The organism is Streptomyces sp. NPDC060000, assembly GCF_042737375.1.
Classification (GTDB): Bacteria; Actinomycetota; Actinomycetes; order Streptomycetales; family Streptomycetaceae; genus Streptomyces.
Genome location: NZ_JBHWUU010000032.1, coordinates 1 through 13,790 on the forward strand (window position 1 = coordinate 1; position 13,790 = coordinate 13,790).

13 protein-coding genes are annotated in these 13,790 nt (G+C 70.1%); 5 read left to right on the top strand and 8 right to left on the bottom strand.

All coding sequences use genetic code 11. The annotated features are described in order from the left end of the window. Positions 1-59 precede the first annotated feature (59 nt). Entirely contained in the window at positions 60-2,801 is a 2,742-nt protein-coding gene (ppc, locus tag ACFWBB_RS18505; RefSeq protein WP_385273001.1) for a phosphoenolpyruvate carboxylase, read from the bottom strand. A gap of 313 nt (positions 2,802-3,114) precedes the next feature. Between ppc and ACFWBB_RS18510 the strand changes: the two genes are divergently transcribed. Beyond that, on the top strand, positions 3,115-4,128 hold the full coding sequence (locus ACFWBB_RS18510) for an acyl-CoA desaturase (protein ID WP_385273004.1): 1,014 nt from the start codon (positions 3,115-3,117) through the stop codon (positions 4,126-4,128). Next, positions 4,125-4,811 carry a TetR family transcriptional regulator gene (locus tag ACFWBB_RS18515; protein ID WP_385273007.1) on the top strand — a complete coding sequence of 229 codons (687 nt, stop codon included), beginning with the start codon at positions 4,125-4,127 and terminating at the stop codon, positions 4,809-4,811. Before ACFWBB_RS18510 ends, ACFWBB_RS18515 begins: the two co-directional genes overlap by 4 nt. 295 nt (positions 4,812-5,106) lie before the next feature. Here ACFWBB_RS18515 and ACFWBB_RS18520 read toward each other — a convergent pair whose 3' ends face one another. The 3 genes from ACFWBB_RS18520 to ACFWBB_RS18530 all read right to left on the bottom strand — a co-directional run bounded on the left by ACFWBB_RS18520 (position 5,107) and on the right by ACFWBB_RS18530 (position 6,516). Next, complete coding sequence (locus tag ACFWBB_RS18520) at positions 5,107-5,280, bottom strand: CsbD family protein (RefSeq protein ID WP_385273010.1); 174 nt, start codon at positions 5,278-5,280, stop codon at positions 5,107-5,109. Between the two features lie 65 nt (positions 5,281-5,345). Further along, positions 5,346-5,714, bottom strand: coding sequence for a VOC family protein (locus tag ACFWBB_RS18525; protein ID WP_385273013.1), 369 nt, complete (start codon positions 5,712-5,714; stop codon positions 5,346-5,348). A 1-nt stretch (position 5,715) separates the two neighbouring features. After that, complete coding sequence (locus ACFWBB_RS18530) at positions 5,716-6,516, bottom strand: trans-aconitate 2-methyltransferase (RefSeq protein WP_385273016.1); 801 nt, start codon at positions 6,514-6,516, stop codon at positions 5,716-5,718. A gap of 89 nt (positions 6,517-6,605) precedes the next feature. On the opposite strand from ACFWBB_RS18530, the gene ACFWBB_RS18535 reads away from it, so the two are divergent. Beyond that, complete coding sequence (locus ACFWBB_RS18535; protein WP_385273019.1) at positions 6,606-7,103, top strand: MarR family winged helix-turn-helix transcriptional regulator; 498 nt, start codon at positions 6,606-6,608, stop codon at positions 7,101-7,103. Here ACFWBB_RS18535 and ACFWBB_RS18540 read toward each other — a convergent pair. Then, positions 7,062-7,829 (bottom strand): LuxR C-terminal-related transcriptional regulator, encoded by a 768-nt coding sequence (locus tag ACFWBB_RS18540; RefSeq protein ID WP_385273022.1) that lies wholly within the window; start codon positions 7,827-7,829, stop codon positions 7,062-7,064. The two genes, ACFWBB_RS18535 and ACFWBB_RS18540, sit on opposite strands and share 42 nt — an antisense overlap. Before the next feature lie 269 nt (positions 7,830-8,098). On the opposite strand from ACFWBB_RS18540, the gene ACFWBB_RS18545 reads away from it, so the two are divergent. Continuing rightward, positions 8,099-8,599 (top strand): GNAT family N-acetyltransferase, encoded by a 501-nt coding sequence (locus ACFWBB_RS18545; protein WP_385273026.1) that lies wholly within the window; start codon positions 8,099-8,101, stop codon positions 8,597-8,599. A 115-nt stretch (positions 8,600-8,714) separates the two neighbouring features. On the opposite strand, the gene galK is transcribed toward ACFWBB_RS18545, so the two are convergent. From galK to galT, 3 genes are read right to left on the bottom strand one after another with little or no spacing between them, the layout of a single operon-like run. Further along, positions 8,715-9,872: a galactokinase gene (galK, locus tag ACFWBB_RS18550; protein ID WP_385273029.1), complete on the bottom strand. Its 1,158-nt coding sequence runs from the start codon at positions 9,870-9,872 to the stop codon at positions 8,715-8,717. After that, entirely contained in the window at positions 9,872-10,867 is a 996-nt protein-coding gene (gene galE / locus ACFWBB_RS18555; protein WP_385273032.1) for a UDP-glucose 4-epimerase GalE, read from the bottom strand. The genes galK and galE overlap by 1 nt, the downstream gene beginning before the upstream one ends. Next, positions 10,864-11,925, bottom strand: coding sequence for a galactose-1-phosphate uridylyltransferase (gene galT / locus ACFWBB_RS18560; RefSeq protein ID WP_385273035.1), 1,062 nt, complete (start codon positions 11,923-11,925; stop codon positions 10,864-10,866). Before galT ends, galE begins: the two co-directional genes overlap by 4 nt. Positions 11,926-12,072: 147 nt before the next feature. On the opposite strand from galT, the gene ACFWBB_RS18565 reads away from it, so the two are divergent. After that, positions 12,073-13,764, top strand: coding sequence for a sodium:solute symporter family protein (locus ACFWBB_RS18565; protein ID WP_385273038.1), 1,692 nt, complete (start codon positions 12,073-12,075; stop codon positions 13,762-13,764). The last annotated feature ends 26 nt before the right edge of the window (positions 13,765-13,790 follow it).

Genomic DNA, 13,790 nt, shown 5'->3' on the forward strand with positions numbered 1-13,790 from the left:
CCCCGGGTCCGTACGGACCCGGGGGCACCCTTTTCCGGTGGCAGGTGGGGATGCGGCGGTCAGCCGGTGTTGCGCAGGCCCGCGGCGACGCCGTTGACCGTGAGGAGGAGGGCGCGGGCGAGGAGCGGGTCGGGTTCGGCGCCGGCCGCCGCGGCGTCGCGCTGGCGCTTGAGCAGGGTGACCTGGAGGTACGAAATCGGGTCGAGGTAGGCGTCGCGGATGGTGAAGGTCTGCTTGAGGACGGGGGTGGCGTCGAGCAGTTCCGGTTCGCCGGTGATCTTCAGTACTTCGGCGACGGTGAGCGCGTGCTCGGCCTTGATCCGGTCGAAGACGTGCTTGAGGTCGTCGGGGACGAGGGTGTCGACGTAGTGCTGGGCGATGCGCAGGTCGGTCTTGGCGAGGGTCATCTCGACGTTGGAGACGAAGTTCTGGAAGAAGTGCCACTGGTCGCGCATCTCGTCCAGGACGGTGTCGAGGCCGGCGTCGCGCAGTGCCTTGAGCCCGGAGCCGACGCCGAACCAGCCGGGGACGATCTGGCGGGACTGGGTCCAGCCGAACACCCAGGGGATGGCGCGCAGACCGTCGAGACCGGCGCCGGAGTCGGGCCTGCGGGACGGGCGGGACCCGAGGTGCAGGTCGGCGAGCTGGTCGACGGGGGTGGAGGCGAAGAAGTAGGGCGGGAGGTCGGGGTCCTCGACGAGGGCGCGGTAGGCGGCGTGGGCGGCGTCGGAGACGACGTCCATGGCGGCGTCCCAGCGGGCGAGGGCCTCGTCGGACTGGCGGGGGGCGGTGTGCAGGGCGGAGGCCTGCAGGGTCGCGGCGACCGTCAGTTCCAGGTTCTCCCTGGCCAGGGACGGGATGAGGTACTTGTCGGAGATGACCTCGCCCTGTTCGGTGACCTTGATCTCGCCTTCGAGGGTGCCCCAGGGCTGGGCGAGGATGGCGTCGTGGGAGGGGCCGCCGCCGCGGCCGACGGTGCCGCCGCGGCCGTGGAAGAGCCTCAGCCGCACGCCGTAGCGGTGGGCGACGTCGCGCAGCCGGCGCTGGGCGCGGTGGATCTCCCACTGGCTGGTGGTGATGCCGCCGAACTTGGAGGAGTCGGAGTAGCCGAGCATGACCTCCTGGACGTCTCCGCGCAGCGCGACGAGCCGCCGGTAGGAGGGGTCGGAGAGCATGTCCTCGAGGATGGTGTCGGCGGCCTTGAGCTCGTCGGTGGTCTCCAGGAGCGGCACGATGCCGATCTTCGCCCAGCCGGCGTGCAGGTCGACGAGTCCGGCCTCGCGGGCCAGGACAGCGGCGGCGAACACGTCGTCGGCGCCCTGGCACATGGAGATGACGTAGGACTCGATGACCTCGGGTCCGAAGACCTCCAGGGCCCGCTTGACCGTGAGGAAGACGCCGAGGGTCTTCTCGCCGGCGGCGTCGACGGGGGCCGGTGTCGGTGCCAGCGGGCGGCGGGACCGCAGCTCCTTGGCCAGGAGCTTCGTGCGGTACTCGCGGGGCATGTCGGTGTAGCGCCAGGATTCCTCGCCGAGGCGGTCGAAGAGCTGACCGAGGGCGTGGTGGTGGGCGTCGGCGTGTTCGCGGACGTCCATGGTGGCGAGCTGGAGGCCGAAGGCGGAGAGGGTACGGATGGTGCGGTTCATCCGGCCGTCGGCGAACAGACCGCCGCGGTGTTCGCGCAGGGAGGTCTGGATGAGGGTGAGGTCCGCGAGGAGCTCGCTGGTGCCGAGGTAGTCGCGCCCGGGCTCGTGGGGTGTGCCCTTGGCGAGGCGCTGCTTGGTGTTCTCGAGCTTCTGCCGGATGCAGGTGGCCTTGAGGCGGTAGGGCTCTTCGGCGTTGAGGCGCTTGTAGCGGGGGCTGATCTCGGGCAGCCGTTCGAGGTCGCCCTGGAGTGACGTCAGGAGTTCCTCGGTGGCGCCGGAGTAGCGGATGGAGTTGGAGAGGAAGCCGCGGAGCTCGTCGATCGTCTCCAGCGCGTCGTTGATGCCGTGTTCGTGCTGAAGGATGAGAACGTCCCAGGTCACCTGGGGGGTGACGTTGGGGTTGCCGTCGCGGTCGCCGCCGATCCAGGTGCCGAAGGTGAGGGGGCGGGTGTTCTCGGGAAGCTTGACGCCGACCCGCTCGAGTTCCGCCGTCAGGTCCTCGAGGACGTCGCCGACGGCACCGGCGTGGAGCTCGTCGAGGTAGTAGATGGCGTTACGGGCTTCGTCGGTGGGCTCGGGACGGACGACGCGGAGCTCGTCGGTCTGCCAGACGAGGTCGATGTTCTCGGCCAGGCGGGTGTCGTAGCGGCGGCGGTCGGCGTCGATGACGGGGGTCTCGAGGAGCGCGGCGATGCGCCGGAGCTTGTTGAGTACCGACCGGCGCGCGGCTTCGGTGGGGTGTGCCGTGAACACGGGGCGAACGTTGAGGTGGCGGACCGTCTGCTGGACGTGTTCGGGGTCGGCGTCCTTGAGGCGGTCGGCGGTGCGGGCGAGGAGGCCGCCCTCGGCCGCGCGGCGTTCGCGCAGTTCGCGGCCGCGGTGGACCTGTTCGGTGACGTTGGCGAGGTGGAAGTAGGTGGAGAAGGCGCGGACGAGCTTGGCCGCGGTCTCCAGTTCGATGCCCCGCAGCAGTTCGGCGGCGGCTTCGCCGTCCTCGCGGGTGAGGCGGCGGACCTTCTCGACGAGGTCGAGGAGCTCGGGACCCTCCTGCCGGACGAGGGTCTCCCCGAGGAGGTCACCCAGTCGGCGGATGTCGGCGCGCAGCTCGGTGCTGTTCGTTGTGATGGCCTGGCCAAGGTCGTCGGCACTGCTCACAGGTGCGGCTCCTTGCAGTGTTGAAGCTCGTCCGGGTGGGAACCCGGACGTCGGCCCCGAGGCGGGCGTCGCATAGGGGCCGTACATCCGGGAAGAAAAGAGAGCGGACCGCGCTGTCCGACTGTCTCCAAGGATAGGTGTCCGCGCGGACGCGCAGGTTGGCGGGCTCTTGCCGCCGAGCAGCGCACTGCCATACTTACGATGCCGTAGGTTACGGAACCGTAGGGAGTACCGCATCGGTTCGCCGTGTGGCGCTCGGCGGTTGCCGTGTCACGGCATCACCCTCAATCCACGACCCTCCCAGGGGACGCGCATGACCACAGGCAGCTCCAACGTGATCGATGACCCTTCGAAGGCGCCCGACGGTACCCCCACCTCCTCCGCCACCCTGGGTGGCGAGCAGAAGCGTTCGATCGAGCAGATCATGCTGCTGATCTTCATCGTCGTTCCGTTCCTCGCCGTGCTGGCGGCGGTGCCGCTGGCATGGGGCTGGGGGGTGAGCTGGCTGGACCTCGGCCTGCTCGTCTTCATGTACTTCCTCGGCTGCCACGGCATCACGATCGGTTTCCACCGGTACTTCACGCACGGTTCGTTCAAGGCGAAGCGGCCGCTCAGGATCGCGTTGGCGATCATGGGTTCGATGGCGGTGGAGGGTCCGCTGGTGCGCTGGGTGGCGGATCACCGCAAGCACCACAAGTTCTCCGACGCGGAGGGTGACCCGCATTCGCCGTGGCGGTTCGGCGAGACGCTCCCGGCCCTGATGAAGGGCCTGTGGTGGGCTCACATCGCATGGATGTTCGACGAGGAGCAGACGTCGCAGGAGAAGTACGCGCCGGATCTGATCAAGGACCCGGCGATCCGTGCGGTGTCCCGGCAGTTCGTCTACTGGACGATCCTGTCGCTGGCGATCCCGCCGCTGGTCGGCGGGCTGGTGACGATGTCCTGGTGGGGCGCGTTCACGGCGTTCTTCTGGGGCTCGCTGGTGCGGGTGGCCCTGCTGCACCACGTGACGTGGTCGATCAACTCGATCTGTCACGCGGTGGGCAAGCGCCCGTTCAAGTCGCGGGACCGTTCCGGCAACGTCTGGTGGCTGGCGGTCCTGTCCTGTGGCGAGTCCTGGCACAACCTGCACCACGCGGACCCGACGTCGGCGCGGCACGGGGTGATGCGGGGCCAGGTGGACTCCTCGGCACGCTTCATCCGCTGGTTCGAGATGCTCGGGTGGGCCTACGACGTGCGCTGGCCGTCACGCTCGCGTATCGATTCACGTCGCAACTCGGGCGAGGACGGTTCCCGGCGGGGGAAGGCGACCGCCGAGGCGGCATGATTGACGGCGTGGCGACCGATCCCAGCAATACCTCCAGTCCCAGTGGTGAAGCGAAGCCGCGGCGCGCGCGACGCACTCGTATGACGGGGGCGGAGCGCCGGCAGCAGTTGCTGGAGATCGGTCGCACCCTGTTCGCGTCAAAGGGTTTCGAGGGCACGTCGGTGGAGGAGATCGCGGCGAAGGCCGGGGTCTCCAAGCCGGTGGTGTACGAGCACTTCGGAGGCAAGGAGGGGCTGTACGCGGTCGTGGTGGACCGGGAGATGCGGCGCCTGCTGGACATGGTGACGAGTTCCCTGACCGCCGGCCATCCGCGTGAGCTGCTGGAACAGGCGGCGTTCGCGCTCCTCGACTACATCGAGGAGTACACGGACGGCTTCCGCATCCTGGTCCGTGACTCCCCCATCCCGCAGTCGACGGGCTCGTTCGCCTCGCTGATCTCCGACATCGCGACGCAGGTCGAGGACATCCTGGGCCGCGAGTTCAAGAACCGCGGCTTCGACCCGAAGCTGGCTCCCCTCTACGCCCAGGCCCTGGTCGGCATGGTCGCCCTGACCGGCCAGTGGTGGCTGGACGTACGCCGCCCGAAGAAGGCGGAGGTGGCGGCACACCTGGTGAACCTGTCGTGGCACGGCCTTGACGGTCTCGAGGCCAAGCCGCACCTGATCGGCCGCCGGAAGGCCTAGGGTCCGTCCGGCCCGGCGGGAAGCAGCCGCGACGACCGACGACCGGCGCGGTCGACAGCCGACGCGACCGGAAGCCCCGAAAGCAGCGGGGGGGGGCTGCCTAACCGGCCGGGCCTATGAGGGGGCCGGCGGGGGGGCGGGCCCGGCCTTACCCCCACGCGTGGGGGGCCCCGACCTTCGTGGTGGGGGCCCCGCCCATGTGTCCGTCGGCGCCCACAGCGCGTACGTACTCGTCAGTGCTTACCAATGCTGACCAGTGCCTGCCAGGGCGTACCTGCCAGTGCTTGCTCGCCTGTCAGTGCTTGAAGACGTCCTTGGTCTTCTCCTTGGCCTGGCGGGCGTCACCCTTCGCCTGGTCGGCGCGCCCCTCGGCCTCGAGCTTCTCGTTGCCGACGGCGCGGCCCACCGTTTCCTTCGCCTTGCCCTTGGCCTGTTCCATCTTCGCCTTGGACTTCTGCTCGCCTGCCACTGTCCATCACTCCCAGTCAGGTCTGCGTGTGGTCTCAGAACCACGGGTGACCCGTCCCGCGCCTCTCAAACACCGGTCACGGGTTCCAGGAACTCCAGCCGGTTGCCGACCGGGTCATGGGCGTAGAAGCGGCGGTGTCCCGGCAGCTCCGTGTCCCAGGTGACCGGCGTGCCGTGGCCCTCCAGCCGGGCGGCGAACGCCTCGATGCCGGTCACCCGAAGCCCGGGGTGGGCCTTGCCGGAGGGACTGAAGCCCGGCTCGATCCCCAGATGCAGGTGCACGGCCCCCGCCCGGAACCAGCATCCCCCCTTGGCCGCGAGCACCGGCGGCTTGGGGACCTCGGTCATGCCGAGGGTGTCGGTGTAGAAGCGGCGCTGCCGGTCCTCGGAGCCGGGCGGGGTCGCGAGTTGCACGTGGTCGACGGCGGCCAGCACGTCAGGCCGCCTTCGTGGCCACCGCGAACAGGCGGCGGAACGGCAGGACGGTGCCGTACCCGGCACTCGGGTAGGCCTCGCGGAGCAGGTCGCGGTATTCGGTGACGAAGGCGTCGCGGCTCTCGGGGTCGTCGGCGAGGGCGTCGAGGGCGGGCCGCAGGCCGGTCCCCTTGACCCAGTCGAGGACGGGATCGTCGCCCTGGAGCACGTGGAAGTACGTGGTCGTCCAGACGTCGGTCGCGCAGCCGAGCCGGGCCAGCCGGTCGAGGTAGACGCCGGGGGCGTGGACGGAGTCCTCATGACGCAGCACCTGACCGAGGCGGCTCTTCCAGCGGACGCTGTTGCCGAGCTCGCGCATGAGGGCGTGCAGGGGCGCGTCGATGTTGTGGGGGACCTGGAAGGCGAAGGTGCCGCCGGGGGCCAGCCCGTCCAGCCAGCCGGCGAAGGCGTCGAGGTGGCCGGGCACCCAGTGGAGGGCGGCGTTGGAGACGAGCAGGTCGTACGTCTCCGCCGGCGCCCAGGTGGTGAGGTCGGCGTGGGCGAAGTCGAGGCGGGCGCCCGCGTACGCCGCCGCGTCGGCGAGCATCCGGGACGAACTGTCGTACCCGGTGACCCGGGCGGTGGGCCAGCGGTCGGCGAGGACGGCGGTCAGGTTGCCGGGGCCGCAGCCGAGGTCGGCGATGCGGGGCGGGCCACCGGGCAGGTCGGGGACGCGGGCGAGGAGGTCGGCGAAGGGGCGGGCGCGATGGCCGGCGTGACGCAGGTACTGGCCGGGATCCCAGGAAGGGTTGGTCGTCGTCATGTCCCGTACCTTCCCTCTCCATTTATCTTGATGTCAAGAGACTTGACATCAAGAGACTTCATGTCGACACAACCACTACACTGATCGTCATGGAGGACGAGGTCGATCGGCTGGTCGCAGCGTGGCGCCGGGAGCGCCCGGACCTCGACGTGGAGCCGCTGGAAGTACTCAGCCGGGTGAGCAGACTGGCCCGGCACCTGGACCGGGCGCGCCGCCTGGCGTTCTCCGAGCATCAGCTGGAGCCCTGGGAGTTCGACGTCCTGACGGCGCTCAGGCGCGCGGGGGCGCCCTACCAGCTCTCGCCGGGCCAGCTGCTGACGCAGACCCTGGTGACCTCGGGCACGATGACGAACCGCATCGACCGGCTCGCGAAGAAGGGCCTGGTGGAGCGGCTTCCCGACCCGAGCGACCGCCGGGGCGTGCTCGTCCGGCTCACGGACGACGGCAAGGACCGCGCCGACCAGGCACTCGCCGGACTGCTCGACCAGGAACGGGCGATCCTGGCCGAGCTCTCAAGCGGCCAGCGCGGTGAACTGGCGGGCCTGCTACGCCAGTTGACCGCCCCGTTCGACAACATTCCCGGCTAGGTCGGCAGGGCCGACGCCGGCCCTGCGCGCGAGCGCGACCGCGGCGAGGGTGGAGTGGACGCCCAGCTTGCCCAGGACGTTCTGCATATGGGTGCGGACGGTGTGCGGGGAGAGGAACAGCCGGTCGGCGACCGCCTTCCTGCCCAGCCCCGCGACCATGCAGCGCAGCACTTCCCGCTCCCTCGGCGTGAGGGACTCGACCAGCCGCTCGCTCTCGGTGCGGTGCTTGCGGGCGGCCGTCAGCTCCCGCAGGACGCCGGTGAGCAGGGCCGGCGGGAGGTGCGTCTCCTCGCGCAGCACCCCTCGGATGACGGTCAGCAGGCGGGACAGCGAGCAGTCCTTGGCCACCCAGCCGGTCGCCCCGGCCTGGAGGGCGAGGGCCGCGCGACGCGGATCGTCCTTCTCGGCGAGGACGACGATCCGGACCTGGGGCTGCGCGCCGCGGACCCCCACGACCAGCGAGATCCCGTCGACGAGCCCGTCCTCCCCCACCTCCTGCACGGGCACCGCGGGCCGTATGCCCGGCAGGGTGCCGCCGAGGTCGGCGTCGACGAGCAGCACGTCGTACCGGCGCCCCTCGGCGGCCGCGCGCTCCAGACTGCGCAGCGCCGCCGGGCCGCTGCCGGCCGCGGACACGTCGACGTCCGGCTCGGCGGCCAGCGCCGCGGCGAGCGACTCGGCGAAGATACGGTGGTCGTCGACGACCAGTACACGAATGCGAACCACGAAACCCCCTTCCCCAAGCTCCTTGACAGAGCAGGGGATACCCCAAGGTCCGGAGACGGAGAACGACGACCGGCGCGGTTACGACGCCCGGAGAGGATGCCACTACCGCAACGGCCGCCGCCGTGCAGAGACTGCTACCCCCACCGCGGGCGCCGTACCCGACTGTCTCGCCCCCTGATCAGCACCGGCCCCCACCGGCACTGTTCACAGGGTAGGGCTGCGGGCGTACAGCGGAAGGCAAATGGCAGAACTGGTCCGCCGCCGCGTTTATGGTGTGCCGCATGTTTCGTCTTGAGACAGAAATCGACAGGACCCGTCGCGATCTTCTCCGTTCGCGGCTGCTCGCCACCAACACTGAGGCCTCCCCCACCCTGCGCGCCCTGCGCGGCACCCCTGCCGAACGGGAGTCGCCTCTGCACATCTGGGCCTCGGACCCCGGCGGCGAACTGGCCGGCGGCCTGGTGGGCCACACCTGGACGACCTGGCTGCACGTCACGTACCTCTGGGTCGACGCCCGGCACCGCGGCACGGGCCTGGGCTCCCGCCTCCTCGCCGAGGCGGAGCGCGTCGCCTCGGAGCAGCGCGGCTGCGACCGCGTACGCCTGGAGACCTGGGACTTCCAGGCACCGGAGTTCTACAAACGGCGGGGCTACGAGGTGATGTGCGTGATCGAGGACTACCCCCCGGGAATCACTGAGTACACCCTGACGAAGAAACTCCGGCAGGGTGCGACCAGCCCGTCCGGGGGCGCCCCCTCCGGGGGAGCTTGAGGACGAGGCCCCTTCGGGGCCGAAAGGGGGGGTCCGGGGGCACAGCCCCCAGGGACGGGAAGGGGCGGCGGGGGCGAGATCCACACGCGCACCCCACCGCCCCGAAGAGCAACGCTCAGCTCACCCGCCGCGCCCCCGCGGAAGGCACCGCCTCGAACACCCGAGGAGCCTTGTGGCCCGCGGCCGCGAAGGCCTCCTCGACGGCCTTGGTGAGTGCGTCGACATCGGTCGCCTCGGCCAGGACGATCGCCGAACCGCCGAAGCCCCCGCCGGTCATCCGCGCCCCGAGCGCACCGTGCGCGAGCGCGGTGTCGACGACGAGGTCCAGTTCGGGGCAGGAGACCCGGAAGTCGTCCCGGAGCGAGGCGTGACCCGCCGTCAGGACCGGCCCGACGGCACGGGTGTCGCCGCCCGACTCCAGGAGGGCGACGACCTGCTCCACACGCTGGTCCTCCGTCACCACATGGCGGACCAGCCGGCGCACCTCCTCCTCGTCACCGAGGCGGTCGAGCGCCGTGTCCAGGTCGGCGTACGCGATGTCGCGCAGCGCGTCGACGCCGAGGAGCGCGGCGCCCTTCTCGCAGCCGGCCCGCCGCTTGCCGTACTCGCCGCCGCTGTGCGCGTGCGTGACCTGCGTGTCGACGACCAGCAGGCGCAGTCCCTCGGCGGCCAGGTCGAGGGGGATCTGCTTCTGGGAGAGGTCGCGGGTGTCGAGGAACAGCGCGTGCCCGGCCGCGCAGCACGCGGACGCCGTCTGGTCCATGATGCCGGTGGGCGCGCCGACGTAGACGTTCTCGGCGCGCTGGCACAGGCGGGCGAGCTGCCAGCCCTGGAGCCCGAGCTCGTAGAGGTCGTTCAGCGCCAGGGCCACGACGACCTCGATGGCCGCGGACGACGACAGGCCCGCGCCGGACGGAACCGTCGAGGACAGATGGATGTCGGCGCCGGTCACCGCATGGCCGGCCTCGCGCAGGGCCCAGACGACCCCGGCGGGGTACGCCGTCCAGTTCTTGTCGGACTCGGGCGTCAGGCCGTCGAGCCGCAGTTCGGCGACGCCGCTGTCGAGGTCGGCCGAGTGCAGCCGCAGCACGCCGTCCGTCCGCCGCGAGACCCCCGCGACGGCGATGTGCGGCAGCGCGAAGGGCATCACGAAGCCGTCGTTGTAGTCGGTGTGCTCGCCGATGAGGTTGACGCGGCCGGGCGCCGCCCAGACGCCCTCGGGCTCGGCCCCGTACAGCCGGACGAACCCCTCGCGGACTTCCTGTGCCCCCACTACGACTCCCTTGCGCTGCTTGCGATGTGCTGCGCGAACTCCCACGCGTCCGCGACGATACCCGCGAGGTCCGCGCGGGACGGGTTCCAGCCCAGCTGCTCACGGGCGGTGGCCGCCGAGGCGACCAGGACGGCCGGGTCGCCGCCGCGACGAGGGGCCACGACCTCGGGGATCGGGTGGCCGGTGACCTCGCGGACGGTCTCGACGACCTCGCGGACGGAGAAGCCGTTGCCGTTGCCGAGGTTGCAGACGAGGTGCTCGCCGGGCTTCGCGGCGGCGACGGCGAGGAGGTGGGCCTCGGCGAGGTCGGCGACGTGGATGTAGTCGCGGACGCAGGTGCCGTCGGGGGTCGGGTAGTCGTCGCCGAAGACGGAGATGGCCTCGCGGCGGCCCTGCGCGACCTGGAGGACGAGCGGGATGAGGTGCGACTCGGGGTCGTGGCGCTCGCCCTGCGCGCCGTACGCGCCGGCCACGTTGAAGTACCGCAGGGAGACGGCACCGAGTCCGTGGGCCGCGGCCTCGCCGCTGATCATGTGGTCGACGGCGAGCTTGGAGGCGCCGTAGGGGTTGGTCGGCCTGGTGGGCGCGGACTCGGTGATCGGGACCTGCTCCGGCTCGCCGTAGGTCGCCGCCGTGGACGAGAAGACCAGCTTGCGCACGCCGGCCTGGCGCATGGCGCCGAGCAGGGCCATGGTGCCGCCGACGTTGTTGTCCCAGTACTTCTCGGGCTTGACGACGGACTCGCCGACCTGCGAGAACGCGGCGAAGTGGAGCACGGCGTCGAAGGAGTCGTCGAGCCACTTGGCGGCGTCGCGGATGTCGCCCTCGATGAACGAGGCACCCGCCGGGACGCCCTCGCGGAATCCGGTGGAGAGGTTGTCGAGGACGACGACCTCGTGGCCGGCCTCGATGAGGTGCTGGGCGACCACGCCGCCGACGTAGCCCGCGCCGCCCGTGACCAGATACTTGCCGCTCGTGCCGGTGATGCCGCTCATGAACTCGCTACCTCTCGCAGTCGCTGGGCCGCGAACTCGGGCGGCACGTCGTTGATGAAGACGTTCATGCCGGATTCGGAGCCCGCGAGGAACTTCAGCTTGCCGGAAGTCCTGCGGATGGTGAAAAGCTCGAGATGGAGGGCGAAGTCGTCCCGGTTGACGCCCTCGAACTCCTCCAGCGCGCCGAACGGCGCCTGGTGCCAGGCGGAGATGTACGGCGTGGGCGGTTCACCTTCGCCGAAGATCCGGTCGAAGCGCCTCAAGAGTTCCAGATACACCTGGGGGAACTCTGTGCGCGCGTCCTCGTCGAGGGCCAGCAGGTCCGGCACCCGGCGCTTCGGGTAGAGGTGCACCTCGTACGGCCAGTGCGCCGCGTACGGCACGAACGCGACCCAGTGCTCACCCTCCAGGACGACCCGCCCGTCGGCGAGTTCGCGCTCCAGGACGGCGTCGAAGAGGTTCTGCCCGCCGGTCGCCTCCTTGTGCGCCGCGACCGAACGGAGCATCAGGGCGGTGCGCGGAGTGGTGAACGGGTAGGCGTAGATCTGCCCGTGCGGGTGACCCAGAGTCACACCGATCTCGGCGCCGCGGTTCTCGAAGCAGAACACCTGTTCCACGGAGGGCTGGTGCGACAGCTCGGACGTCCGGTCCGTCCACGCGTCGAGGACCAGTCGGGCCTGCTCCTCGGTGAGGTCGGCGAAGGACGCGTTGTGGTCGGAGGTGAAACAGACCACCTCGCAGCGCCCGGAGTCGCCCGCCAGGGACGGGAAACGGTTCTCGAAGACGACGGCGTCGTACGACGAGTCCGGGATCTCGCTGAGCCGGTCGCCCTGGGAGGGGCAGAGCGGGCACTCGTCGGCCGGCGGGTGGTAGATGCGCCCCTGCCGGTGCGAGGCGACGGCGATGGAATCGCCGAGCAGCGGGTCCCTCCGTACCTCCGAAGTGGTGACCGTGGGGTCCAGCGGACGCTTGTCCACCGCGTCGCGCACCGAGTCGTCCCGCTGGTCGTAGTAGATCAGCTCACGACCGTCGGCCAAGCGGGTCGACGTCTTCTTCACCGCGACTCTCCTCCGTACCTCTGGATCCGCGGATCCAGATCCGTACACCTAGCGAAGCTTCCAACAGAACCAAACACATAAAACCATAAACCCCCACGCGAGTCACCGCCACAACCAAACAAAGAACACCAAAAGAAGTGAGCAGGCATGCGAACCCCCACACTCACGGCAGCACAGCTGGCGGCAGAGCTACGCCTCCCGACGAACTGGCTCGACTACACGATCCTCGGCATCTACTTCGTCGTGGTCCTGGGCATCGGCTTCGCCGCCCGTAGATCGGTGAAGACCACCCTCGACTTCTTCCTCTCCGGACGCTCGCTGCCCGCCTGGATCACGGGCCTCGCGTTCATCTCGGCCAACCTGGCCGCCACCGAGATCCTGGGCATGGCCGCGAACAGCGCGCAGTACGGCGCGTACACCGTCCACTGGTACTGGATCGGCGCCATCCCGGCGATGGTGTTCCTGGGCCTGGTGATGATGCCGTTCTACTACGGCAGCAAGGTCCGCTCGGTCCCGGAGTTCCTGCTCCTGCGCTTCGACAAGGCGGCCCACCTGCTCAGCTCGGCCCTCTTCGCCTTCGCCGCGATCCTGATCGCCGGGGTGAACCTGTACGCCCTGGCGATCGTCGTCGAGGCGCTGCTGGGCTGGCCGCAGTGGGTGGCGATCGTGGTGGCCGGGTTCTTCGTCCTGGCGTACATCACGCTCGGCGGCCTCTCCTCGGCGATCTACAACGAGGTCCTCCAGTTCTTCGTGATCCTGGCGGCCCTCATCCCGCTGTCGGTGCTGGGCCTCAGGAAGGTGGGCGGCTGGGGCGGCCTGACCGACAAGCTGAGCGCGACGCACGGGGACAACTTCGTCAGTGCCTGGGGCGGCACGGGCATCGGCAGCGCCAACCCGCTGGGCGCCAACTGGCTGACGATCGTGCTCGGCCTCGGCTTCGTCCTGTCCTTCGGCTACTGGACGACGAACTTCGCGGAGGTGCAGCGCGCCCTGTCGGCGAAGAACCTCTCGGCGGCCCAGCGCACGCCGCTCATCGCGGCCTACCCGAAGGTCTTCATGGTGTTCCTGGTGATGATCCCGGGCCTGGTGGCGGCGGTCCTGGTCCCGAAGATCGGCACGAGCGGCTCGGACCTGCAGTACAACGACGCGATCCCGTACCTCATGCAGGAGCTGCTGCCGAACGGCGTACTGGGCATCGCGGTGACGGGTCTGCTGGCGGCGTTCATGGCGGGCATGGCGGCGAACATCTCGTCGTTCAACACGGTGTTCACGACGGACATCTGGGCGAAGTACGTGGTGCTGGGCCGGGAGGACGCGTACTACGTCCGCTTCGGTCGCCTGATCACGGCGGTCGGCGTGGCCGCGTCGGTGGGCACGGCGTTCCTGGCCTCGTCCTTCTCGAACATCATGAGCTACCTCCAGACGCTGTTCAGCTTCTTCAACGTGCCGATGTTCGTGGTCTTCATCGTCGGCATGTTCTGGAAGCGGGCGTCGAAGAAGTCGGGCTTCTGGGGCCTGCTCGCGGGCACCACGGCGGCGATGGTGAACTACTTCGTCCTCTACAAGCAGGACATCATCGGCATCCCCACCGACCAGGGCGCCAACTTCGTCTCCGCGATCGCGGGCTTCGTGGCGGGCGCGGTGGTGATGGTGATCGTGTCGCTGTTCACGGCCCCCAAGCCGGCCGAGGAGCTCGAGGGCCTGGTCTACGGCACCGTCTCGCCCGGCATGGCCGAGCCGCCGGCGGTGGGCGACGACGCGTGGTACCGGCGCCCGGCCCTGCTGGGCTGGGGCGCGGTGATCCTGGCCGCCGTCTGCTACATCCCGTTCTCGTTCTGAGCCCGGCCGCGACAACCGCGGGAGAC